This window comes from Kitasatospora sp. NPDC059146 (assembly GCF_042786665.1).
Classification (GTDB): Bacteria; Actinomycetota; Actinomycetes; order Streptomycetales; family Streptomycetaceae; genus Kitasatospora.
Window position 1 is genome coordinate 25,548 of sequence record NZ_JBHZCY010000007.1, and the last position, 20,133, is coordinate 45,680.

Sequence of the window (20,133 nt, forward strand, 5' to 3'; positions counted from 1 at the left end):
CGGGCTTGAGGCCGGCGTCAGTGGCCGGCGCGTTCCTTCTTCCTGCGGAGGGACTCGACGTAGGTGCGGATGATGTTCTGGGTCGAGCACCCGGCGTAGGGCACCACATGGCCACCCGTGCCGACCGAGTCGGGGCAGCCGTGGGGCGTCTCGGGGTGCGCTTGGGCGACGGTGACGAGGTCCTCTCGGGGCAGTGCCTGGATGTGCCTGGGCAACAGCGTGAAGGACTCGAAGGCGCCGGCGACGGTGCCGCAGGACCAGCCGCAGGAGCAGACCGCGCCCCGGACGGTGTCGACCCGGGGCCAGGGGGCGCCTTCGGTGTACTGGACGGGCACGTAGACCTGGGCGGAGGTGTGGGGGAGGCCGGTGTCCAGGGCGGGCATCGCATCCAGCGCCCTCAGCACGCGGGGCAGGTCGACGCCGGCGGCCAGGGAGACCGGCCCCATCTCCCTCAGCTCGATCCACCAGGGCGCGCCCGTCCGTCCGAGCAGGATGTCCGTCAGTTCCTCGGCGACGCGGGGGCGGCCGGGGAAGTGGGCGGCCTGGAAGGGGCCGACCAGTTCCCGAAGCGTCGCCAGGACGCCGCTGCGGATGGTGGTTGCCCAGTCGGCCTGTTTGTAGCTGCCGGTCAGGGCGGGCCAGCCGTTCTTGTCAGCCTCGGCAGCGGCCTCGGCGTTGCGCCGGTCATGGTCGTCGTCGTACGCCACGGTGTGCTCCCTGGGTGCGTGACCGGTCCCGGGCACGGGCGTGCCGGGGCGGGGCGGGCCGGAGGATGGTCCGGCGTCCCCGGTGCTCCGGGGATCACGCGCTGCGGTGGGAGCTGCGCGGCCCTGCAAGGCAGGGAAGGGGCGGCGGCGTGTGCGCCGCGTGGGTGCTGGGCCGGTGTCGGTGGCCGTCACCGGGCCCAGCGTACGGTCAGCCGCTGACAGGCAGCCGGTCAGCGGGCCGTGGACCACGGCTACTGGGCGGTCCTGGCCTTCTGGCTGGGGGTGGTGAGGGCGGCCTCCAGGTCCATTTCCTCGTTGCGCATGCGCTGGCGCAAGGTGGCCAGGGCGACGAGGCACCTGCCGTCGTCGGCCCACTCGGGCAGGGTCTTGCTCTCGCCCCAGGCGGTGTAGGCCCGGCCGCGGGCGGCGGCTGGTCTCGCCGGGGCCGGCCGTGCGCCGGTGGCGGCGGCGAACTCGGCCGCGTACTTGAGCACACAGGCCTTGCCGGCCAGCCGTCGAAGCTCCTGCTCAGCGATGATCCCGGCCTTGATCCCGGTGTTGCGGGATGTCGGGGGCAGGGCGTCCATGCACCGGCGGAGGTCGTGCGTCAGCAGGTGGCTGCGCCAGGACTCGTAGAGGCCGGGGTCGGGTTCGCTGTCGACTGCGTCGACCAGCCGCCGCCACGCTGCATCGTCCGGGTTGACGTTGAGGTTCTCCTTCGCGAGGTGGTCCGGCAGGCCCGCGGCGTGCACGCCGTGGCGCATGGCGCGCACGGTCATCTCGGGCATGCCGGCCGCCCACGCGAGCAGGTCCCGCCGCCTCGCGTCCTCACCCTGCCAGAGCCGGGCACGGCCGATCGCCACGGAGGCCGCCGGAACACAGGCCACCGTCGTGCGGTGCTCGTTGCCGTGCGTCAGGTCGGAGACGGCCAGGCGCAGCGGTGTGTCGCCTGGGATGTCGCCGCGTTCGCAGGCGGCGCGCAGGTGTTGCAGGACGGCGGGGCCGTGGTGGGAGGACATGAGCAGGACCCCGGTCCAGGGCGGGATCGTGCCGTGCTGGTCGGTGGCCAGCGCTGGGGCTGTGATGCCGAGGCTTTTCGTCGTGCGCCAGGCGGTGAGCGGGTCCAGGGCCCGCTGTGTGGTCCAGCGTTCGGCGGCCTTGCCCTCCAGCCGGGTGCCGTCGTGCCAGGCGACGGCGGTGACGTCGCCGTTGTCGTCGGCGTGCAGGCGCATGCTGCGCGCGGGCCAGGTCCACAGGTCCATGCGGCCGAGCGCTGCCCGGGCCTCGCCGGTGGCCGGCGGTTGTGTGGCCTGTTCCCAGACCGGCCGGTCCCCCGGAGTGCGCGGCTGCGGGGGCAGGTTGAGCAGCAGCAGGTCTTTGAGGTTCAGGTTGCCGTCGACGCTGACGTGGACGCTGTCCGCGGCCGGGGGGACCTGGGCGCCGTACGTCCGTCCGCCTCCGGCCGCCGCCTTGATGCTGGACACGTCGTAGCCGAGCAGGACCAGCAGGCGGCGGGCGGCAAGGGGAGCCGGCAGCGGCGGCGTGCCGGGGCCGGTCGTGTCCCGGCCGAAGAAGTTCCGTCCGGTCTCGCTCATCAGGTAGGAGGGGTGCAGGACCTCGGGGCCGCGCGGGTACTCCGTCAGGTGGGGGTTCTGGAAGGCGGGGTGCTTCGGGTCGAACAGGTCGAGGCGGTGGTGCCACTGGTCGAGGTAGGCGTCGATGCGGGTGGTGTCGAGGGTCTCGGCCCGCCGGGCGTGCTGCCACTGGGCGGTGTCGGCCGGCCCGGCGGCGGCGTCGTAGGCGGCCAGCAGCACCCTTAGCAGCACCGCGAGTTCCTGGCCGGGGACCAACGCGAGATGCAGGCGGTGGGCCCGCACCAAGGCCTCGCGTAGTCCCACTTCGCGGTGGGTACCGGTGTCGAGGTCGCGGACGGGCAGCCATCCGCTCTCGGAGAGGTTGAACGACGGTGTCACGGCTCTCCTCTGGGAGGAACGGGCGGGCCTCGCGGCCCGCCCGAGGGGCAGATGGTGGCGGGTGGTCAGTTCTTCCAGGCGTTCCCGTTGCGGATCTCCTGCACGGTGTCCCGGACGACGCCGAGGCGGTGGGCGACCTGGATCCAGGTGAGGTCCCGGCCGCGGCCGTAGAGCCCTTCCAAGTCGGCCCGCCGGATCGCGTCCCCGAGGAGGGCCTCGCAGTCGGCGAGCGCTGCGACCGTGTCCTGGAGTACCCGACGCTGCATGGCCTGGTACTGGATCGCCGTCTGGGTGTCGTCCGCTTCGGTGGGCACGGGCGTCCGAGCGGCGTACTGGGCGAGGGTCTCGGCCGCCCTCGTGGCGGCTTCGCTCCGGCCGTCGACGGTCAGCAGCACCGACTCCCGGTCGCCGAGGACAGCCACGACGGCGTACGTGTGGCTCTGCTCTGCGACCGGTGCCGCGCGGACGAAGGCCGTCCCGTCGAAGGCCGTCCAGTCGTAGGCGATGTCCTCGGCCCCCTTGTAATAGGCGCCGATGCCGCGGGTCAGCTCCGTCCGGGCCTCGTCCTCGTCCTCGTGCAGCGAGAAGGCGAGGTAGTCGCCGTTGACGCTGTCGTTGGTCGCGACGACCCACCAGGTGCCGACCCGGGCCATGGCCACGCCCTGGTGGTCGTTGGGGAACCAGGTGTCGTCTTCCGCAGCGTCGAACTGCTCGCAGAAGCCGTCCGGGCCGGCCAGTCCGTCCCCTGAGCTGAGGGCCAGGTAAACCCGGGCCCGGACCACGTAGCGGGCGAGCGGCGCCCGCGGGTCGGCAGGCAGCGCCTCGTCCAGCAGGCCGGCGGCCAGCTCCAGGGCCTCTTCGACGGCCTTCTCCCGCGACGTGTGGGTGGTCCACGACACCGTGCCGTCGATCCGTGAGACGCAGTACGCGCCATCGCCGTACTCCTCGTACCCGACCGTGGCGATGAGGACGTCGGCGGTGTCCCACAGGAAGTCGCTCCCGCCCTTCTCGAAGGGGTCGGCGCAGTCCCGGACGAGTTGGGTGAGGTCCCTGTCGAACAGGGCGTCGGCCTCGGCCTCGCTGTCGCAGAGGATTGCCTCCTCGCCGAAGTGCCAGATCCAGCCGCCCTCCACCCTGGCGACCACCAGGTCCGAGGGGTAGCCGTTGGCCATGGTCCCGATGTCGATGTGCCGCAGCGCCCCGGCGGCCGGGTCGGACGTGTCGAAGCCGAGGCCCGAGGCCTCGGCCGTGGTCAGTGCGCGCGTCGCCATCAGAGACTCCCGAATTCGAATGACGGACCTTCCGTCATTCATGACGCTAGCACCCGGCGAAGAGCGAGACAACCACCCAATGACGGATCATCCGTCATTCACTCGAACGGGCGTGAGCCCGGAGTGGAGCCATACCGCCGGACCCGCCTCGCGGGCCCTCCGGGGCGCCGCTATGGGAAGTCGGACGGCAGCGTTGCAGGCGAACAGGCGGGGCGGGTCGGTATTCGCACACGTGTACGAGATGATGTGGGTATGCACTGCCGCCCCTCCCCGTTCGATGCCACCGGCCCTCGCACGTGGCGCGGCGTCCGCCGGGTCAACGAGAACGACCTCGCCGCCGCTGTCGGCGAGCTCGTGCCGGACCTGGTCGCCGTGTGGGTGCTCTACGCCGGCATCTGGCACCCTGCGGTGGTGACCGGCTGGCGCCTGCTGCGCCGCCCCGGCCAGTGGGCGGCGCGCGTGCAGTGGGCCCCGGCCGAGGCGGCGTGGGTCCACTACAAGGGCGGGGCCCTGAAACCGGTGCTGCCGCAGCGCGACAACCCGGCCGATCGCGTCACCGAGGACAGCCGGTGACCGCCCCCGTTCCCCTGCCCGGGCGACCGGGGCTCGCCGAGCTCCTCGCGGAGACCAGCCCGGCCGCGCGCCGAGCGAGGGTCGAGGCGCAGACCCGCCCGGTGCTGCCCGCGCTCGCCGCCGTGCTGCCGGACGGCCGGCTCCCCCGCGGCGAGACGGTCGAGGTCCTCGGCAGCGCGAGCCTTCTGCTGGCGCTGGCAGCGGGGCCGGCCTCGGCGACGGCGGTGACCTGGTCGGCGGTTGTGGGGCTGCCCGACCTCGGCCTCGCCGGCATGCGGGGGTACGGGATGCCGTGGGAGCGCACGCTCCTGGTGGACGACCTCCCCGGGGAGCAGTGGGCCGAGGTGGTGTCGATTCTGGCCGGGGCCTGCGATCTGATCCTGACCGAACCGCCGGCCACCCTGCCGGGCCGGCAGGTCGAACGGATCGCCGCCCGGCTGCGCACGACCGGGACCACGATGCTGACCTCCGCCCGGTGGCGGGGGGCCGCGCTGAGCCTGAGCGTCTCAGATCCGGTCTGGGCCGGCGTTGGCCAGGGATGGGGACAGCTGTCCAGCCGCGAGATCTCAGTTCATTGCACGGGGCGTGGGCGCGCGGCGCGGGGACGCAGCGCCCGGCTGCTGCTGCCGGACGAGTGCGGCGGCGTGAGCGCAGTGGAGTCGGCGGCCCGGATCGAGCCGGTGCCGCGGATCGGGCTGGCGTCGGCGTAGTGCGCCCGGTGGCGGCGGGCGGCCCCGTCGCGGCCGGGGGTGCGCGACGATGGAAGGGTGCCCACGCGACGCAAGGCGCCGGACCCGGTCGCCGTTCGCCCGCCGGTGCCGCTGATGCAGCCCCGGTTGGTGCCGGTGCTGCCCGCCGAGGACGGTATGCCCGGCGGAGTCGTGTACGAGATCAAGGTCGACGGCATCCGGTGCTGCATGGTGCGCACCGAGGCCGGGGTCGAGCTGTGGTCGCGGCGCGGACGGCCGTTGCACGGGCGCTTCCCCGAGGTGCTGCCGGCGCTGGCGGAGCTGCTCGCGCCGGGCGTCGTCCTCGACGGCGAGCTGTGCGCGTACCGGGGCGGACGGCTCGCGTTCACGGAGCTGCTGCGCTCGGCGGGGGCGCGGGCGGCGGACCGGGTCGCGGTGAGCTACGTCGTATGGGACGTCCTGGCGGTGCCGGGCCGGGACGTGCGCGGCCTGCCGCTGGTCGAGCGTCACGGGCTGCTGGCCGAGGTGCTCACCGGCGCCCGGCCGCCGGTCGAGCGGGTCATGGCGACCAGGAGCCGGGATACGGCGCTCGGCTGGTACCGGGATCTGCACGGTTCCGGGGTCGAGGGTCTGGTGTGCAAGGCGGCCGCGTCGCCGTACCGGCCGGAGTCGTCTTCGTGGGTGAAGGTCCGGCACGCGGAGACGGCCGACGTCGAGCTCGCCGGGGTCGTCGGTGCCCCGGACCGTCCCGAGGTGGTGCTCGCCCGGCTTCCGGACGGGCGTCAGGTGACCACGTCGCCGCGCCTGACCGCCGTGCAGGCCCGCCAGGTGGCGCAGGCGGTGCGAGGGCGGCTGCGTCCCGACTCCGAGCGGGCCGGGGTGCACTGGGTGGCGGGGCCGCGGCCGGCGGCCGAGGTGCTGCTCGGCTCCGGCCGTCACGGGCGGGTGCGGTTCGTCAGGATGCGGCCGCCCGAGTAGCACGCGCTGCTACCGCCGCCGCGCGGTGGGCTTGGGCGCCATCCCGGCGGCGGCGCCGGTGGTGGACACGGTGGCGGTGGGCACGGCGCGCAGCGGGGTGACGCTGGCGGCCGGCTGCGGGCGGGCGGCGGCGAGGTACTGCGGGAGGACGGCGGCCAGACCTTCGGCGATCTCTCGGATCGTGGGGTCCTCGGCGGGGCGGGCGAGGAGGGCGCGGGCGAGGAGGAGTGCGGACTCGACGGCGGCCGCGGGGGTGCGGATCAGGCGCAGCGCGGCGATGGCGTCGAGGGCCTGCTCGGCGTCGTGGGCCGGGGTGGCGGGTTCGGGTGCTGGCCGGGGCAGCCACGCCGGGGCGCGTTGCGGGCGGGCGGCGGGGGAGTCGGGGCCGAGGCCGAGGGCGCGGCGTGGAGTTCGGGTCACGTCGGGCTCAACGAGCGGGGGAGGGTTGCGTGATGCCTCCCGGGGCGGTGGGCGCGCCTTGGAGGCTTGCGGCTGGGCCCGTAGGTTTGGGGCCATGTCTCGCACCTGTGTCTTCTGCGGCGGCGGCCCGGTTACCGCGGAGCACGTCCTACCTCGGTGGCTCAAGGCGGCCTTTGACCCTGGGGACTTGAAGCACGGCGTGGCCGTGCGGGCGTCGGAGGCCGGCGCGCTCACGCACAGGCAGAGGCTTCTGACTGGCACCGTCAAGGCTCCGTGCGGGCCGTGCAACAACGGTTGGATGAGCGCGCTGGAGACGAGCGTTCAGGACCTTCTGCCCGCGATGATCAAAGGCGAGAACGTGGTGCTTGACGCGTCCGCACGCGGTGCTCTGGCGGCGTGGTCGCTCAAGACCATCCTCATGTCCGCCGCCGCCTACAGCTCCCAGGCGATAGTCCCGCCCGGCGACTTCACGGACTTCTACGAGCAGCGCAGGCCCACCCGCCACATGGTTGCCCGCTTGGGGATGGCGGCTCCGCCGGAGCATGGTCCGGTCGCCTTGATGGCGGAGTTCCTGTGCCCGGCGTTCGCGATGCCGGGCGGCCACGCGTACATTGCCACGCTTCGCGTCGGCTACCTGGTCATGCAGGTTCTCAGGGTCGGCCCTCTCGACGAGGGGAGGGTGCTGGTGCCGTTCCCGGCGAACACGTCCACCGTCCCGCTCTGGCCGGTGCCGGAAGACGCCGGGTCGTGGCCGCCACCGCAACCCATCCCCATGCAGGACTGGGAGGGCTTCACCCACCCCGACAACTTGGAGGCCGCCTCCATGCCGACCGCCGGGCAGTGACCGCAGGTTGCCTGTGACGGCTGTGCGCGCCCCCGTGTCGGCGGCGGCCGGGATGATCTGGGGATGGACGACGAACTCCTCAACCCCGGGCCGGGGGAATCCGAGCAGGCTCGGGGATCGGTACGGGCGGCGCTGCGGCTCGCTGGCGCCCGGGTGCGCACCGTGGACGAGCACATGTTCCGGATCGACGACGGGGGCGGTCTGCCGTCGTCGTTCCGGGTGCAGTTGTTCACCGGCGAGGGGCTGCGGCCGGTCGCGGTGGCCACCCAGACCATGCACGAGGGCCCGGGGTTGACCAACGGGGCGGAGCGGTACGCCGAGGCGGTGTGGGAGCGGCTGTGCCCGGGCGAGGAGCTCCCGCCGTTGTGGGTACAGCGGCAGCTGTTCGACGGGAGGTTCGGGATGCCCGAGGAGTTCGAGCTCGTGACGTTCCGGGAGGCCGGTCCGTACCGGCTGCGCGGCCCGCAGTGGCGGTCGATCACCTCCGGGCAGATGGCCGAGCTCGTCGGCGGGCCGGTGGCCGAGGACCGGGGCGAGGGCTACGTCCCGCGTGAGCTGCCGCCGGAGCCCGAGAAGCGGTTCGAGGTGATGGAGGTGTCCCGGCTCGGCACGCCGCGGCCGTTTCGTACGCCCGAGTGCATGCCGGCGGGCGCTTCCCGGCGGGTTCCCTGGTGGCGGCGCCTGGTGCCGGTGCGCGCGGGTCGAACCTGCTGCTGGTACCACCGGGGCGACTGGCACGCCGTCAACGCGCTGGCGATCGCGATCCTCGCCGAGGGCACCGAGGCCGGCGTCGAGGCCAAGGACATGGTCCGCGTCGCCGACAAGCGCGCCCGGGCGGCCGGGGCGGACAACTGGCAGCGCGAGGTGCTGCGATCGCTGTTCTCCCTCGGCCTGGCGATCATGCCGGACGATGACGGCACCTACGTCAACGGCCAGCACCGGGCGCGGGCCATGATGGACGCGGGCGTACGCCGAACGGTCGTCCTGCGCGACGTGTGGCCGGAGGACGCCTGACGGCCGGGCGAGGACGTTTACGCCTGACCGCGGGACCGCCGCACGTGGCTTCGGGCCCAGTTCCACAGCCGCCGCACGTGGCCGCAGGCCCACTTCCACAGCCGCCGCAGCGGCCCGGGCCTGTTCGTGGTCTCTAGCACGTCGGCCACGGCGGCTTCCACGTCGTCCATACAACGGCCCCTGAGGTAGTCCTGCCAGTCAACGGACGGACTGCCGGACGCAGCGTTCATCTCATCGTTCACCCGGGCCAGCGCCGCGCCCGTCTCGTCCTGCGCGAGTTCTCGCATCAGCAGGAGGTGGTGTTCGGGCAGTACCGCCAGGCGCAGGGCCAGGTCCCTGCTCTTGAGGAACGCCTCGGGTACCGGGCCCATGGCGATCGAGATGGCCATCAGCTCCCCGAGGTAGAAGTCGGCCCGCCTCTCGGCGACAAGATCCCTCCGCGAGGTCACCAGCTGCCGCATCGCCAGGACAATCGCGGCGAGTGCTATCAGGTCTCCGAGACCTATCTCGTTCTTCCAAATCACGGGCGAACCCTAGCGAAGCAGCACGGGCCCGTTGAATCCTCAGGGTGGTTCGGCCGGGGCCGTCCTGTCGGACGGTGGCGTACCGGGTGCCGGGCCCGGGTGCGCCTGGCAGCCTGGGAAGGTGACGACTTCTCGGGGTTCGTCCCTGCTTCTCGCACGCGCCCGGGCCTGGGGTGGTGATCCAAGGCGGGCCGGACGTCGGCTGCTGGCGTGGCTGCTCCTGGCGGTGCCGGTCGGGGTGCTGGCGGGGAGGTCGGCGCGGGAGGTGTCGCGGCTGATCGGTCAGGCCGCCGTCCTGGACCTGCCGTGGCCGCTGGCGCTGTTCCCGGGCCTGCTGCTGTTGCTGATGGCGCTGAGCGCCCGGGGAGTGCACGAGACGTGGCGTCCGCCGGTGGGCGAGGTGCTGTGGTTCGTGACGGTGGCCGGGCTCATCTCGCTGTCCGCTCTGGCGTGAGGGGCGACGGCTCCGGGGCCGCGAGGAGCGCGGGCGGGCGCAGCAGGACCGGCGAGCCGGGGTGGACGGGGTGGAAGCCGCCGCGGAGGTAGAGGCGGTGGAGTCGGTCGTTGGCGGCGACGGCCGCAAGCCCGAGGCCCTGCTCGTCGGCCCATGCGAGGGTCTGGCGGACCAGGTCGCGTGTCGCTTGTCCGTCCCGGCCGCCGGCCAGGCCGCCGACTGCGCCCCACGGTGCGGTACGGCGCAGGGGCGTGATGACGCGGTGGAGTTCGGCGCCGCGTCGGGCCGAGTCGACGAGGTGCACGAGCTGCCAGACGAGCGCGGCGAGTTCCACGGCGAGGACGGCGGGCCCGGCGATGCGGGCCGCGAGGGGTCCGGCGAGGGCCTCGGCGGCGCAGGCCGCCGCGATGCCGGGCGGGACCATCAGGGCGAGCATGCCGGCGACGGCGGCGGGCAGGAGCACGAGCACGCCGAAGAGGTGCCAACGCAGCGGGCGGGGCTGCTGCACGACCAGGGTTGACGGCCCGACGGCGAGCACGCTGCCGGCGGTGTGCTGGACAACGATGTTGAACAGCCACACGGGGGCGATAACGGTGCGCAGCGGGCCGGGTGGGAGGCGCGGTGGTGCGCGCGACGGGGTGAGGCTGCCCAGCACTGAGCAGTGGGCATGTGGCCTCGGTCACCTCACCCGAAACGCAAAAGGCGGTCCCAACCGTTGGAACGGCTGGAACCGCCTTGTCTCATGCTGGCCGGTGGCAGCGGGCGTTCGTCAGTCCTGCGCGGCGGAGGCACGGCGGAGCGTGATCGCCTCGCCCGTGCGGTAGCTGTCGCCGAAGGCGCCGGGGTCGTGTCGGCGTACGTCCAGGATGTAGCCGCGACAGGTCGAGGCGTCGTGGCCTCGGACCACCCAGCCACCGGACTGGGTCGCGCACCAGTCGCAACGCGGTTCCGTCCTCGCCCGCCGCCGTGCCGCAGCGGCTACTACAGCAAGGGTGGTGAGGCTGCCGAGCACGGCAACCAGCAGAATTCCGGTCATCGTGTTTCCCTTCGATCGGGCTGGGGCGCCGATGGACGGTGATGCGCTGGGGAGCGGGGCGGATCTCCCCGCCCGCGCTCGCTCGTTGAGCATGGCCACCGACTGTTCAGAGGCGAGAGGGCAGGTATTCAGAGTGCCGCAGGGCGCCCGCTGGCCTTGCTGCGGAGGCGGGTGACGGCCTGCTCGCTGGTCCGGGCCCGCCGGGCGATCGAACTGTCGGTATGGCCGCAGGCGATGGCGCGGCCGATGAGCTCCACCTGCTCGGCCTCCAGGCCCTCGACGTCGGCGCCGGTCGCCGCTTCGGCCTTCATCTCCGCGATGTCGGCGCCGGTCACTGCCAGGCGGTTCCAGTCCTGTTCGCGCAGAGCGGTCCGGTGGGCATGAGCGGCTTCCAGCGCGTCCAGGAGGCGGACGCCGGCCTCCCCGGCGTGGGCGGTCTCGCGCGCGGCCCAGGACGTGAGCCCGGCGTTGGTGGTCATCGAGGTGATGCGGCCGAAGGCGAGGGCTTGGTGCTCGGCGTCCCAGTCCGCGCACACCATGACGGGGCGCGGGTCGCCCCCGAGCAGGATCGTCCGGTACCAGGACCGCACGCCCAGGACCTCTAGGTAGACGTACGTCCCGTCGTCGGCCGGGCAGCCGTAGACCTTCTTGATCTCCGGGTGCCAGTGCTCGTTGTGGCCCAGGAAGCGCGTGATGGCCTCGCACTCGTAGGCGAGCGCGTTCCGTCCGGCTCCGAGCACTCCCGGCTGGTAGACCTGCGGGAAGCAGGCCACGATGTCGGCGTAGTCGACGAGGTCGGCGTCCGCAGTCGCGGGCTCGGCTCGGCGGTGCCGGCCGCACAGGCGGCCGATGGTGCGCCCGGCCCGGGCGGCAGCGGCCGACCAGTCCAGTTCCCCACTGGCCTGGAAGAGGCCGTCCAGCAGGGCCTGGGCGTGCGGGGCGAGTTCCTCCAGCAGCCGGTTGGCGTCTTGGACCCCGAGGTAGGGCAGCTCCTTGACGCCGGAGTCGATGACCCAGGTCAGCAGCTCCGGCACCGGCTGGAACCACATGTGCGGCCCCCGGTGGGAGAAGTGCGTGCCGGGGTGCCACCGCAGCCACGTCTCGCGGGGAACGTCGCTGGCGGACGTCCAGGCCGGGTTCCAGGGCTCCAGGTGCTCGGGATTCTCGAAGAGGCGCAGCTCGCCGGTCCGGGTGTCCAGGAGGATCTGCTGGTAGTGGCCGGCGGAGAACCTCGGGTAGCGGACCGAGACGGACGAGATCACCTCGGCCACCGGCGTGACGGCGACCTGCGGCGCCGCGTAGAGGGCCTGCTGGACCTGCGGAACGACAATCTCGATTGCCATCTGTAGATCACTCCTGACTTTCAGTCATGGTTGGGTGTGCGTCGGCGCCGAAGGCGGCGCAGCGGTTCGGTGTCGTGCGGGCCGGGTTCAGCGGGGCTCGCCACGGAGAGGGTGCTCGGTGTCGTTCTGCGAGGGGACTGGCGCGGTGAGGGTGTCGTCGACGGGCCCGAGGCACAGAAGCCGCTCGCCTCGCTCGCGGATGAAGCCGGTGCCCAGGCAGATGCACTCTGTGTCGTGGCCGGGCGTCGGAGCGCCGCGCCGGCAGTCCACCAGCTCTTCGTGCAGCGGCACCAGGTCCTCCTCCCGCCAGACCATGACCGCCATGACCTGTCCCAGCTTATGAACGGTTCAGGTGTCTCATGGGTGCTTCTGTCGCAGGGCGCCGATGTCGAGGGAGCATCAGCCGTGGTGGGTTGTCGGCACCGGGTGTCTCAGGTTTCGTTGTGAATCTGTGAGCCTTTCGATCATGTTCACTCGAACGAGTGATCTATCGAGTGGTTCCGCCACTGCGAGGCCCCGCGATCTCTAGGGTCGCGTTCGTCTTGTGCCAGCCGGAGGAAGCCGAGGGGACGATGGTTGACGGCCACGTGACCACTCACGACGACCACGGCAGCACGGACAGGATCCCGAAGCGCACCGTCCGCGACACCGGCCTGCCGGACGACAACGACTCCATCGGCCCGGCGACTATCCCGAGAGGGTGGAAGTTGACGCTGCACGCGGAGTCGAAGTCGGCTGCGGCGCGAGGTCATTTCCGTGGCGGTGGAGCGACCCTCGTACTCGTGGAGGAAGTGGTATGACCAGTCCGGATTCGTCACGTTTTGTGGCCATGAGCACCGCCGAGCAGAAGGCGGTGACGACAGCAGCCGCGAGCGCGCACGCCAACGTGGAGGCGACGTACAGCTACCTTCAAGGACTGCAGCGCACCTCACCGCGGTTCAAGGAGTGGTTCGGAACGCCGGACGCCACCAGTGCCAAGACAGTCTCGGGAGTTATCCTTCGACTGGCCGGCGGTGGTTCGGGCTTGTCGACGATCCCCGATTTCACCTTCCGTCGCGAGCCTGAAAACAAGATTCAGGACGGACAGGCTCGGATCGGTACCGTTTCTCCGGACACGTACGGCGAGGTGGGCCTCTACCCGTACTTCTTCACGCTCCCGCCGCTGCTGCAGGCGGGCGCGCTGGTGAGTCTCGCCACCCAGTTCACCAGCACGGGTGCCACCGCGACGTTGGCCTATGACGAAGGCGCCTGCAAGATGTTGGCCGCAAAGGATCCGAAGGAAGCCCTCCGCAACGCGGATTCTTACCGGCATTTCGTGATGAACTCGACCAACCTGAACTAAGAACTCCTGCCGGCAGTGGGCGGGGTAGCCGCTGGGTGCGGCTGGCCCGCCCACTGCCCGGGGCATCGACCCCTCCCTAGTTCGCGGGCTCAGTCGCCTGCCGCGTCGGTATGTCGGCACGATCGCTGCGGGGCCGCTGCCGTGCGGTCCGGTGGTTTTCGCCTGGGACGTCGTGGGCGTTGGCCTGTGGCTGCAGGCGGATCCGTCCGAGGTTCTCGTCAGCCGGGTGCGGGGATGGCGGCGAGTGCCGGGCGAGTGCGCCGGGTGCGGTCCTGCTTGAGGGCCTGGTTCTCGTGGTAGAGGTTGGCGGTCACGGTGGCCAGGGCGTCGAGTTTGTTCTGCAGCAGGGTGACGTTCTGCTTGGACTCTCGGAGCTGTCGGCGGAGTTCTGTGATCTCCTCGTCACGGCGGACTTCGCCGGGGGTCCGCAGGACGGGACGGGCGACGCGGGCGTCCCAGTCGGCGAGGACAGTGCCGGCGCGGTGGACGGTGGCGTGGCTGACGCCGGCCTCACGGGCCAGGTTCTCCTTCGTGAGGGCACCGTCGGTGCGCTCGGCCCGGCCGTCCAACAGCCGGTGCATGGCGGCACGGAGCTTGGCCTCGGTGGCGGGCGAGACGGGCATCAGGCACCTTCCTCGGTCGGGTCGAGCTGGTCGAAGTGGGCGGTGACCGCGCGGACGTCCGCGAGCCGGTTCTCGATCAGGACCCGGCGCGGGGCGGGGAGCTTGGTCGTCAACCGTTGGGTGAGGTCCTGCTCTTCGAGGCGCCAGATCGGGGCGTGCTTGATCGTCAGGACGGAGTTGCGGCACCGGGCCGGCTGGCAGGCGCCCAGCAGCGGCTGGTTGCCGCGCTGTTGTTCGGGCAGGGCGTTCTGGCACTCGGCGGTGGCCTGGTTCCACAGGCAGTGGTTGATCGTGCCCAGGTGCAGGTCGGCGAACTCGTCCCGCAGCAGGCTGACCTCCAGGCGCTGGTCTGCGGCGGTGGCCCGCAGGGCCTGACCGGCCTGGTCGAGTTGGGTGTTGACCTTGTCGAGTCCGGTGTGGAGGCGGTGGGCGCCGGGCCCGACCGCGACCGCCTGGCCGGTGCGGCGGGCGCGGAGCATGGCGGTGAGGCGTTCGGCGGCGGCGGTCTCCAGTTCGATGTTGAACTCCTTGGCCCACTGGGTGTCGGTCTGTCCGTAGGCTGCGGTGACGGCGTTGGCCAGGGCCCGGCGGGCCGCGTGCTTGAGCTGGAGGCCGTTGGCGATCTCACCGTCGGGTTCCTGCCGGGTGATGACCGACATGGTGCGGCGGAACATGTGCGGTCGCACGAGCGCCTCGGGGATGGGTTCCAGGCCGGTGCGGGCGGCGGTGGCGTTGACGGTCTTGATGAAGTGGTCGATGTCGTCGCGCGGGATGAAGCCCTTGGCGACGTCGTGCTTGCTGTCGTCGGCCGGCGGGACGAGGCTGGCGAAGACGTGGGTCTCGTGCCAGGACAGGCGTTCGGCCAAGGCGACGGCTTGGGCGACGGGTTCGATGATCCACCAGTGCTCGCGCGGGGCGTCCGCCCTGCCCTTGACCAGGGTGGAGGCGATGGCGGGTGCCCCGTAGTGCTGGGTGAGCGCGCCGCGGCGGATTTCCTGGACTACTGGCGGGAGGGGGTTATTCCGACCATGCACTATTCCTTCGATCGATCTCGGGTTCGGTGCGGCCGAGACGAGGACCTCGGCACCTCTCTGGAACGGAGGCGAGCAGTCAGCGGTCCAGAACCTCGCGCCAGACATCGCCGCCTTCGGCCCAGGTCCAGAGCCACTTCCGCAACGACGAGGTCGCGTAGGACAGGCCGTCGTGCGGGCTCTCGCCCCACTCGGGGACCCAGCCGTCGCAGTCGTAGAGCAGCACTGGGTTATCGACGGCAAGCAGCGAGACGTGCCAGCTCATCGTGCAGCCGCCGTCTGTCAGGAAGAACCAGGACGCCGGCACCCCGGCCGCGCGGTGCCGCTCATGGACGCTCACTGCGGACTTCCAGTTGCTCAGGTGCCCCGGCGCCCGGTTCCCCTCGCGCAGGCTGACGAGCCCGCCATCGGGCCCGAACCCTCCGTCCGCGACCTCGGTGTAGATGCGGCGGAGCACGTCGGGCAGGCGCCGACCGATTTTGCGCTCGACGGCCTCGACCTCGGCCATGGTGACGGGCGGGAACAGCAGCCCGCGTGGGGAGTCCGCGTAGTAGGAGGCGACTTCCTCGGCCGAGGATCTGAGCTGGACCGTCCCGTCGCTACCCGTCGACCGCAGATCCGGGTTGGGCCGGTCAAACCAGTCAGCTCCGTAGCGCTCCGCGATCCAGGCGCTTGGCACACTCGCCGTATCGAAGCGCCGACCCGGATCCCAGGCCCGGGTACGCAGCTTCTCGATCAACACGTCGTCGTCCGCCGGCTCTCCGGTGATCCCAGGGTGCTGAAGCGGTGAAGGGGACTCAGGCGAGGCGGCGGTCATGCACCGGGAGCATAGCCGCGGAGCGGCGGGCGGATCCCTCCGGCGTGAACGTGAAGCCGTCCGTGAACAGGGTGCCGCCGTCCCGGAAGGCCCAGAGGACGGGTTCGGCATGGACAGAGGCCGACGACGAGCTTGGACTCGGGGCGAAGGTGTTCCAGAGGTGGAAGCAGAGCAGGGCGTCGTCACGTCGGTCGGTCGCGTATGCCAGCGTCTTGGGGTAGTTGGGGTTGTTCCCCCCGAAGAGGACCGAGGGCGGACCGAACGCTGTGACGATGTCGCTGAGGAGGCGGTCCTTGCGGCACCAGGTCTCGCTGACACGACGGATCTCGTCGTGCTCAGCCGAGGTGAGGGCCCGGTCGAGTCGCAGCCATCCCTGACGGTGTGCGATCTCGGCGTAGACCGAGGCCACGGCGCCCTCGTGTGCATCACCCCACAGATATTGGAAGGCTCCGCTCACGCCGGTGGAGGAGGATCCTTGGCGGGTTTGCAGGTCCTTCAGTTCCTGCTGCCATGCCTGCTCGGAGGCGTCCGCGAACGCCACCGCGTCGAGGTAGAGCCTGATCGCCGTCTCGCCGCCGTACATTCCCGGACGACGCAGGGCGTCGTTCAAGTGCGTGATCAGATAATCGAGCACTTCTTGTACTGTGCGCTCATCGTTGCGGCCGGTCGCGTTGGTCATCGTCTGCCTTCCTGTTGGTCCTCGGCGCGTGCGGCGAGGTACTCGGCCCAGTCGCGTCGGGCATAGGCGACCCAGCGGATCGCGGTGTGGCGGTGCATGCCGGTCAGGTCGGCGAGGATGGGGCTGGGGAGATCGGCGGCGAGCGCGGCGAGGGCGGAGTTGCGGGCCGCGCGGACCGAGATTCCGTGGCGGTTGAGCTTCTGCGTCATGGCGTGGGTCGAGATGGGCTTCCCTGGGACCAGGCCCGGGAACAGCAGCCGGGGGCCCGGGGTGGCCTGGGCAAACAGGGATCGTGAGCCGGGCAGGGACTCTTCCGCCAGCTGGTGCAGCAGACCGGCCAGTCGCGGGGGCAACAGGACGGGGTGGCGGCCGAGCATCAGGTGGGTGTGCTTGCTGCCGCGCTGTAGATGGTCGGGCGTCAGATGGCAGAGCCGCTCTGCGGACGGACCGAAGAGCAGGGTGATCGCGCCGGCTGCTCGGACGTCCAAGGGCAGGGCATCGTCGGTGAGACATCGCTGGAGGAGGCTCCAGCGGTCGTCCTCATCGAGCAGGGCCTGCGGCTCCTGCTGCGGGATCGAGGGGACAGTGAGCTTGCGGGTGAGCCGGCGGCTCGCCGTCCAGCTCAGGAAGTAGCGGATCAAGTAGCGCCGTTGGCTCGCGCCGCCAGTGACCCAGCCATCGAGGTGCTCCTGGGTGAGGTCTTCGAGTGCCAGTTGCTGCTGGTCGAGCCAGGCCAGCAGTTCCAAGGCCACGCTGACGCGCCGTCTGAGATCGCGGTCGGCGGAGGCCGGGTAACGGCGGACGGCGGCGCGCTGGCGTGCGCGTCGGAGCAGGAACCAGTGCAGGAACGGGCGGGCGAGGTTCGCGTGGGCCGCCGGCTTGTCGGCCAGTTCGTGCTCCAGCCAACCGGGGATCCGTTCGAGGTCCTCGTTGCGGGCGCCCAAAACGCCTGTGTGCACCAGGAGTTGGCGGATATAGCGCTGGTTCCGGCTGGGTGGTAGCTCGTCGAGCAGCTCATGGCTGAGCGGACGGTCCTCGGTGACGAGGCGGGCGAGGAGCTTGCTGTTCGGACTCTCGCGGATCCACTGGATCGCCTGGAAGGGCGCCGGAGCGGCCGCCAGCGCCGTCGCGAGCGGTTGCAACTGCTCGGGGACCACGCCGTCGGCTCCGGCGAGCAGAAGGTCGACCCGCTCGGCGAGAACGCAGAACGCGCACCGACCCCGGCTGTGGGGGTTGCCGGCGCGGCCGCACTGGCGGCAGGTGTAGTCGGCGGCGAAGCCGACACAGGGTCCGCAGACGCCGATGCCGTCGGCGTCCCGCGCGATGAGCGGCTGGACCGTGCCACAGCGTGAGCACTCGGCCGGCGACCGGAGGACGGTGTTGTAGCAGGTCATGCAGACCGGCCCGATCGGCCATCGCGTGTTGACCGGCTTGGTCCGACCGCAGCGGGCGCATGGCTCGCCCTGTCGGTTGCGCCGGTAGCAGTTGCCGCAGACGGGCTGGCCCTGGAGCTTGCTGCTGCAGGGGCGGATCCGACCGCAGGCGGAACAGGTTACCTCGGGGCCGCGGTAGCAGCCGTCACACAGGTCGGGCTCATTGTCGTGCGCGTTGCGTGCGATGCGTTTGAGCTGCCCGCACCGGCCGCAGAGCCGTCGCGGTCGGCGGTGGCGGTTGTAGCAGAGGTGGCAGAGAGCGCCGTCGGCGTCGACCAGTGCCGCGACCGCGGTCTTGCCGCAGGTCACGCAGGTGTGAGTGGGGCGCTTCCAGCACCTGATGCACAGGCCCCGGCCGTCTTCTCGGCGGACCACCGGGTTCTGGAGTTCGCCGCACCCGGCGCACTCCTCCAGGCGGGCGGGGTCCTTGTGGTAGCAGGCCGAGCAAATGCCGCCCTCGGGGCGGCGGGCGGAGATCCGCATGCCCTCGCGGTGACAGCGCGCGCAGGTGGCGCGGCGGCTCTTGGCGTCGCAGGTCGCGCAGAGCCGTCCCTCGGGCCGCAGCTGCCGAAGGTCGGTCCGCACCGTGCCGCAGTGCGCGCAACCGGGGCGAACCACCGGATGGCCGCCCTCGTACAACACCTGGGTCAGCCGCAGCAGGAGCGGCGGACAGAGCGAACTCCCGGAGGTCAGGGCCGCGGGATGGCCTGCCAGGTGCTCGGCGAGCTCTTCCAGGAAACGAGCCGCCCCGCGCACGGGGATCGGCACCGCAACCACCAGCGCCGCCGCGGCCTCCTCGGAGCCGAGGCCGGGCAGAGCCGCAGTGAGGTGGGTGGTGACGGCGGAGGTGGCGGCATCCAGCCGTGCGGCCTGGGCGGCGAGGCGGGCGACGACCGATGGCGCGGTCGGCGAGGGCGCGGTCACAGGCCCTCCGGGCGCCGGATGGAGGTCCGGCGAACGGCCGGAAGCGGTCCGGGTGTCTCGCCGCCGGCGGTCTTGCGGACTTCCTGGTTGACGACCTGGACCTCGATCAGATCATTCGGCTGGCAGGCGAGGATGTCGCACAGAGCCGCCAAGACGTCCATCGACAGCCGCTGCGGGGGCTGGGTGACCAGCCGGAAGACCTGCTCGCGGGAGAGCGTGATGCCCCGCTCAGCCAGCAGCGGGACCAGGTCGGTGGTCTGGAACATCTCCCGGTCGGCCATGAGCTTGCGCAGGTTCCAGCGGTAGCCCATCTTCTTGATCACTTGGGGTCCTCCCAGATGCCGGGGTAGCGATGGGTCAACTTCCGCTGCAGCAGCCGGTTGCGGTACTCGTCCGAGACGCCGGTGTAGATGGCCGTGGTGCTGGCGTAGCCGTGTCCGGCCTGGTCCTGGACGAACCGCTCCGGGTAGTCGAACTCGACGAGATGCGTGATGTACGAGTGCCTCAGGCAGTGCAATTTCAGCTCTTCCGGCAGGTCAGCGGCCTTCCGTGCGGCGTCGAAGGCTTCGTTCGCCGACCGGCGGGACAGGCGCCCACTGCGTTCGGTGACCCAGATCGCCGGGTGCTTCCCAGCACCGAACCGGGGGCGGACCTCGGCGAGGTAGTGGTCCAGGACGTCGACGATCCAGTCCATCTCCGGGACCGTGAAGATGGTGCGGCGCTTGGGCGGGCTGCCCTTCGAGGACTTCCCGTACCGGACGAACATCGCCCCGTGGCGTCCGTACTGCGGTGCCTTCGGGTTCCGCCGCAGGTCGGCGACATCGAGCTGAACGCTCTCTCGGCGGCGCATGCCGTAGGCGTAGTAGCTCTTGAGCAGGGCGGAGTCCCGCATCGCAGCCAACGCGCCCTTGCGGCCGCGCTTGCGGATCTCCTCGACCCGGCCGTCGGCGGCGTCGAACAGGGCCTGGATCTCGTCATAGGTCAGCGGGCGACGGCTCGGGTCGCCCTCGTACTCGCTGACGTGGGTGACGGTGTTCCACTCGTGCAGGATCTGCACCGGCACCTGGCCGAAGCGCTCCTGGCAGACGTTCATCCAGCCGTAGCGCGCGTCCGTGATGTACTCGCAGAACAGGCGCAGGTGGTTCTGGTAGCCGCGGCCGCTCGACACGGTGAACGTCGGCGTCTTCGCACGCAGGTGGTCGATGAACGCCTCGACCTCGGCCGGCTGCCACTGCCACGGGTACTGGTTGGTGAACTCGGCGAACCGGCGGACCAACGACAGCCTCGGCTTGATGGTCGAGTCCCAGTTCAGGAAGCGGCTCCGCTGCTGCTTGGTCCACCCCTCCAGCATCGCCTCGAACACCGCCGGCTCGGGGTCCAGGTACGAAACCCCGTCCACGAGCATCAGCTGGGCTGCCCCCGCCAGATCAGCCGCTCTAGCCACTCCAACCTCCGTTG

Annotated in this window: 23 protein-coding genes; 7 read left to right on the forward strand and 16 right to left on the reverse strand. The window is 71.5% G+C overall.

Going from position 1 to position 20,133, the window contains the following annotated elements; translation table 11 throughout:
- Nucleotides 1-17: 17 nt before the first annotated feature.
- The 3 genes from ACFXPX_RS04515 to ACFXPX_RS04525 form a co-directional block, all read right to left on the reverse strand.
- Entirely contained in the window at nucleotides 18-707 is a 690-nt protein-coding gene (locus ACFXPX_RS04515; protein ID WP_380593435.1) for a hypothetical protein, read from the reverse strand.
- 251 nt (nucleotides 708-958) lie between these two features.
- Nucleotides 959-2,680 (reverse strand): type I-E CRISPR-associated protein Cse1/CasA, encoded by a 1,722-nt coding sequence (casA, locus tag ACFXPX_RS04520; RefSeq protein ID WP_380593436.1) that lies wholly within the window; start codon nucleotides 2,678-2,680, stop codon nucleotides 959-961.
- 65 nt (nucleotides 2,681-2,745) lie between these two features.
- Nucleotides 2,746-3,951, reverse strand: coding sequence for a hypothetical protein (locus ACFXPX_RS04525; RefSeq protein WP_380593437.1), 1,206 nt, complete (start codon nucleotides 3,949-3,951; stop codon nucleotides 2,746-2,748).
- Between the two features lie 252 nt (nucleotides 3,952-4,203).
- Between ACFXPX_RS04525 and ACFXPX_RS04530 the strand changes: the two genes are divergently transcribed.
- Genes ACFXPX_RS04530 through ACFXPX_RS04540 form a run of 3 tightly spaced genes read left to right on the forward strand, consistent with a single transcriptional unit; the run spans nucleotide 4,204 to nucleotide 6,191 of the window.
- Entirely contained in the window at nucleotides 4,204-4,524 is a 321-nt protein-coding gene (locus ACFXPX_RS04530) for a hypothetical protein (RefSeq protein WP_380593438.1), read from the forward strand.
- Complete coding sequence (locus ACFXPX_RS04535; protein ID WP_380593439.1) at nucleotides 4,521-5,234, forward strand: hypothetical protein; 714 nt, start codon at nucleotides 4,521-4,523, stop codon at nucleotides 5,232-5,234. The genes ACFXPX_RS04530 and ACFXPX_RS04535 overlap by 4 nt, the downstream gene beginning before the upstream one ends.
- Before the next feature lie 57 nt (nucleotides 5,235-5,291).
- The gene (locus ACFXPX_RS04540) at nucleotides 5,292-6,191 is read left to right on the forward strand and encodes a DNA ligase (RefSeq protein WP_380593440.1); all 900 of its coding nucleotides are present in this window, start codon (nucleotides 5,292-5,294) and stop codon (nucleotides 6,189-6,191) included.
- 9 nt (nucleotides 6,192-6,200) lie between these two features.
- Here ACFXPX_RS04540 and ACFXPX_RS04545 read toward each other — a convergent pair whose 3' ends face one another.
- A complete protein-coding gene (locus ACFXPX_RS04545) occupies nucleotides 6,201-6,611 on the reverse strand; it encodes a hypothetical protein (protein ID WP_380593441.1) in 411 nt (136 codons plus the stop codon).
- A 298-nt stretch (nucleotides 6,612-6,909) separates the two neighbouring features.
- Between ACFXPX_RS04545 and ACFXPX_RS04550 the strand changes: the two genes are divergently transcribed.
- Together ACFXPX_RS04550 and ACFXPX_RS04555 are read left to right on the forward strand one after the other, a co-directional pair.
- Nucleotides 6,910-7,455 (forward strand): hypothetical protein, encoded by a 546-nt coding sequence (locus ACFXPX_RS04550; RefSeq protein WP_380593442.1) that lies wholly within the window; start codon nucleotides 6,910-6,912, stop codon nucleotides 7,453-7,455.
- Between the two features lie 63 nt (nucleotides 7,456-7,518).
- A complete protein-coding gene (locus ACFXPX_RS04555) occupies nucleotides 7,519-8,469 on the forward strand; it encodes a hypothetical protein (RefSeq protein ID WP_380593443.1) in 951 nt (316 codons plus the stop codon).
- A gap of 17 nt (nucleotides 8,470-8,486) precedes the next feature.
- Here ACFXPX_RS04555 and ACFXPX_RS04560 read toward each other — a convergent pair whose 3' ends face one another.
- Nucleotides 8,487-8,993 carry a hypothetical protein gene (locus ACFXPX_RS04560; RefSeq protein ID WP_380593444.1) on the reverse strand — a complete coding sequence of 169 codons (507 nt, stop codon included), beginning with the start codon at nucleotides 8,991-8,993 and terminating at the stop codon, nucleotides 8,487-8,489.
- Between the two features lie 121 nt (nucleotides 8,994-9,114).
- Here ACFXPX_RS04560 and ACFXPX_RS04565 point away from each other — a divergent pair, with 121 nt between their 5' ends.
- Complete coding sequence (locus ACFXPX_RS04565; protein ID WP_380593445.1) at nucleotides 9,115-9,447, forward strand: hypothetical protein; 333 nt, start codon at nucleotides 9,115-9,117, stop codon at nucleotides 9,445-9,447.
- On the opposite strand, the gene ACFXPX_RS04570 is transcribed toward ACFXPX_RS04565, so the two are convergent.
- The 4 genes from ACFXPX_RS04570 to ACFXPX_RS04585 form a co-directional block, all read right to left on the reverse strand.
- Nucleotides 9,422-10,027: a hypothetical protein gene (locus ACFXPX_RS04570; protein ID WP_380593446.1), complete on the reverse strand. Its 606-nt coding sequence runs from the start codon at nucleotides 10,025-10,027 to the stop codon at nucleotides 9,422-9,424. The genes ACFXPX_RS04565 and ACFXPX_RS04570 overlap by 26 nt on opposite strands.
- Nucleotides 10,028-10,216: 189 nt before the next feature.
- Nucleotides 10,217-10,483 (reverse strand): hypothetical protein, encoded by a 267-nt coding sequence (locus ACFXPX_RS04575; protein ID WP_380593447.1) that lies wholly within the window; start codon nucleotides 10,481-10,483, stop codon nucleotides 10,217-10,219.
- A gap of 128 nt (nucleotides 10,484-10,611) precedes the next feature.
- Nucleotides 10,612-11,826, reverse strand: coding sequence for a hypothetical protein (locus ACFXPX_RS04580; RefSeq protein WP_380593448.1), 1,215 nt, complete (start codon nucleotides 11,824-11,826; stop codon nucleotides 10,612-10,614).
- Between the two features lie 87 nt (nucleotides 11,827-11,913).
- Nucleotides 11,914-12,150 (reverse strand): hypothetical protein, encoded by a 237-nt coding sequence (locus ACFXPX_RS04585; protein ID WP_380593449.1) that lies wholly within the window; start codon nucleotides 12,148-12,150, stop codon nucleotides 11,914-11,916.
- Nucleotides 12,151-12,622: 472 nt separating this feature from the next.
- Here ACFXPX_RS04585 and ACFXPX_RS04590 point away from each other — a divergent pair, with 472 nt between their 5' ends.
- Nucleotides 12,623-13,168 carry a M35 family metallo-endopeptidase gene (locus ACFXPX_RS04590; RefSeq protein ID WP_380522376.1) on the forward strand — a complete coding sequence of 182 codons (546 nt, stop codon included), beginning with the start codon at nucleotides 12,623-12,625 and terminating at the stop codon, nucleotides 13,166-13,168.
- Nucleotides 13,169-13,386: 218 nt separating this feature from the next.
- On the opposite strand, the gene ACFXPX_RS04595 is transcribed toward ACFXPX_RS04590, so the two are convergent.
- The 7 genes from ACFXPX_RS04595 to ACFXPX_RS04625 form a co-directional block, all read right to left on the reverse strand.
- The gene (locus ACFXPX_RS04595) at nucleotides 13,387-13,791 is read right to left on the reverse strand and encodes a hypothetical protein (RefSeq protein WP_380522378.1); all 405 of its coding nucleotides are present in this window, start codon (nucleotides 13,789-13,791) and stop codon (nucleotides 13,387-13,389) included.
- On the reverse strand, nucleotides 13,791-14,825 hold the full coding sequence (locus tag ACFXPX_RS04600; RefSeq protein WP_380522379.1) for a hypothetical protein: 1,035 nt from the start codon (nucleotides 14,823-14,825) through the stop codon (nucleotides 13,791-13,793). Before ACFXPX_RS04600 ends, ACFXPX_RS04595 begins: the two co-directional genes overlap by 1 nt.
- A 76-nt stretch (nucleotides 14,826-14,901) precedes the next feature.
- The gene (locus ACFXPX_RS04605) at nucleotides 14,902-15,639 is read right to left on the reverse strand and encodes an SMI1/KNR4 family protein (RefSeq protein WP_380522380.1); all 738 of its coding nucleotides are present in this window, start codon (nucleotides 15,637-15,639) and stop codon (nucleotides 14,902-14,904) included.
- A complete protein-coding gene (locus ACFXPX_RS04610; RefSeq protein WP_380522381.1) occupies nucleotides 15,620-16,318 on the reverse strand; it encodes a hypothetical protein in 699 nt (232 codons plus the stop codon). The genes ACFXPX_RS04605 and ACFXPX_RS04610 overlap by 20 nt, the downstream gene beginning before the upstream one ends.
- Nucleotides 16,315-18,675 (reverse strand): XRE family transcriptional regulator, encoded by a 2,361-nt coding sequence (locus ACFXPX_RS04615; RefSeq protein ID WP_380639576.1) that lies wholly within the window; start codon nucleotides 18,673-18,675, stop codon nucleotides 16,315-16,317. The genes ACFXPX_RS04610 and ACFXPX_RS04615 overlap by 4 nt, the downstream gene beginning before the upstream one ends.
- Complete coding sequence (locus ACFXPX_RS04620) at nucleotides 18,672-18,998, reverse strand: helix-turn-helix domain-containing protein (RefSeq protein ID WP_380522383.1); 327 nt, start codon at nucleotides 18,996-18,998, stop codon at nucleotides 18,672-18,674. The genes ACFXPX_RS04615 and ACFXPX_RS04620 overlap by 4 nt, the downstream gene beginning before the upstream one ends.
- Nucleotides 18,995-20,119, reverse strand: a complete 1,125-nt coding sequence (locus ACFXPX_RS04625) for a tyrosine-type recombinase/integrase (RefSeq protein ID WP_380522384.1) — start codon at nucleotides 20,117-20,119, stop codon at nucleotides 18,995-18,997. Before ACFXPX_RS04625 ends, ACFXPX_RS04620 begins: the two co-directional genes overlap by 4 nt.
- Between the last annotated feature and the right edge of the window lie 14 nt (nucleotides 20,120-20,133).

Bases quoted from the DNA above. Each gene is read 5' to 3' on its own strand.
- ACFXPX_RS04525 (WP_380593437.1), bottom strand. From the start codon at position 3,951: ATGGCGACGCGCGCACTGACCACGGCCGAGGCCTCGGGCCTCGGCTTC.
- ACFXPX_RS04530 (WP_380593438.1), top strand. From the start codon at position 4,204: ATGCACTGCCGCCCCTCCCCGTTCGATGCCACCGGCCCTCGCACGTGG.
- ACFXPX_RS04550 (WP_380593442.1), top strand. From the start codon at position 6,910: ATGAGCGCGCTGGAGACGAGCGTTCAGGACCTTCTGCCCGCGATGATC.
- ACFXPX_RS04555 (WP_380593443.1), top strand. From the start codon at position 7,519: ATGGACGACGAACTCCTCAACCCCGGGCCGGGGGAATCCGAGCAGGCT.
- ACFXPX_RS04575 (WP_380593447.1), bottom strand. From the start codon at position 10,483: ATGACCGGAATTCTGCTGGTTGCCGTGCTCGGCAGCCTCACCACCCTT.
- ACFXPX_RS04580 (WP_380593448.1), bottom strand. From the start codon at position 11,826: ATGGCAATCGAGATTGTCGTTCCGCAGGTCCAGCAGGCCCTCTACGCG.
- ACFXPX_RS04585 (WP_380593449.1), bottom strand. From the start codon at position 12,150: ATGGCGGTCATGGTCTGGCGGGAGGAGGACCTGGTGCCGCTGCACGAA.
- ACFXPX_RS04590 (WP_380522376.1), top strand. From the start codon at position 12,623: ATGACCAGTCCGGATTCGTCACGTTTTGTGGCCATGAGCACCGCCGAG.
- ACFXPX_RS04595 (WP_380522378.1), bottom strand. From the start codon at position 13,791: ATGCCCGTCTCGCCCGCCACCGAGGCCAAGCTCCGTGCCGCCATGCAC.
- ACFXPX_RS04605 (WP_380522380.1), bottom strand. From the start codon at position 15,639: ATGACCGCCGCCTCGCCTGAGTCCCCTTCACCGCTTCAGCACCCTGGG.
- ACFXPX_RS04610 (WP_380522381.1), bottom strand. From the start codon at position 16,318: ATGACCAACGCGACCGGCCGCAACGATGAGCGCACAGTACAAGAAGTG.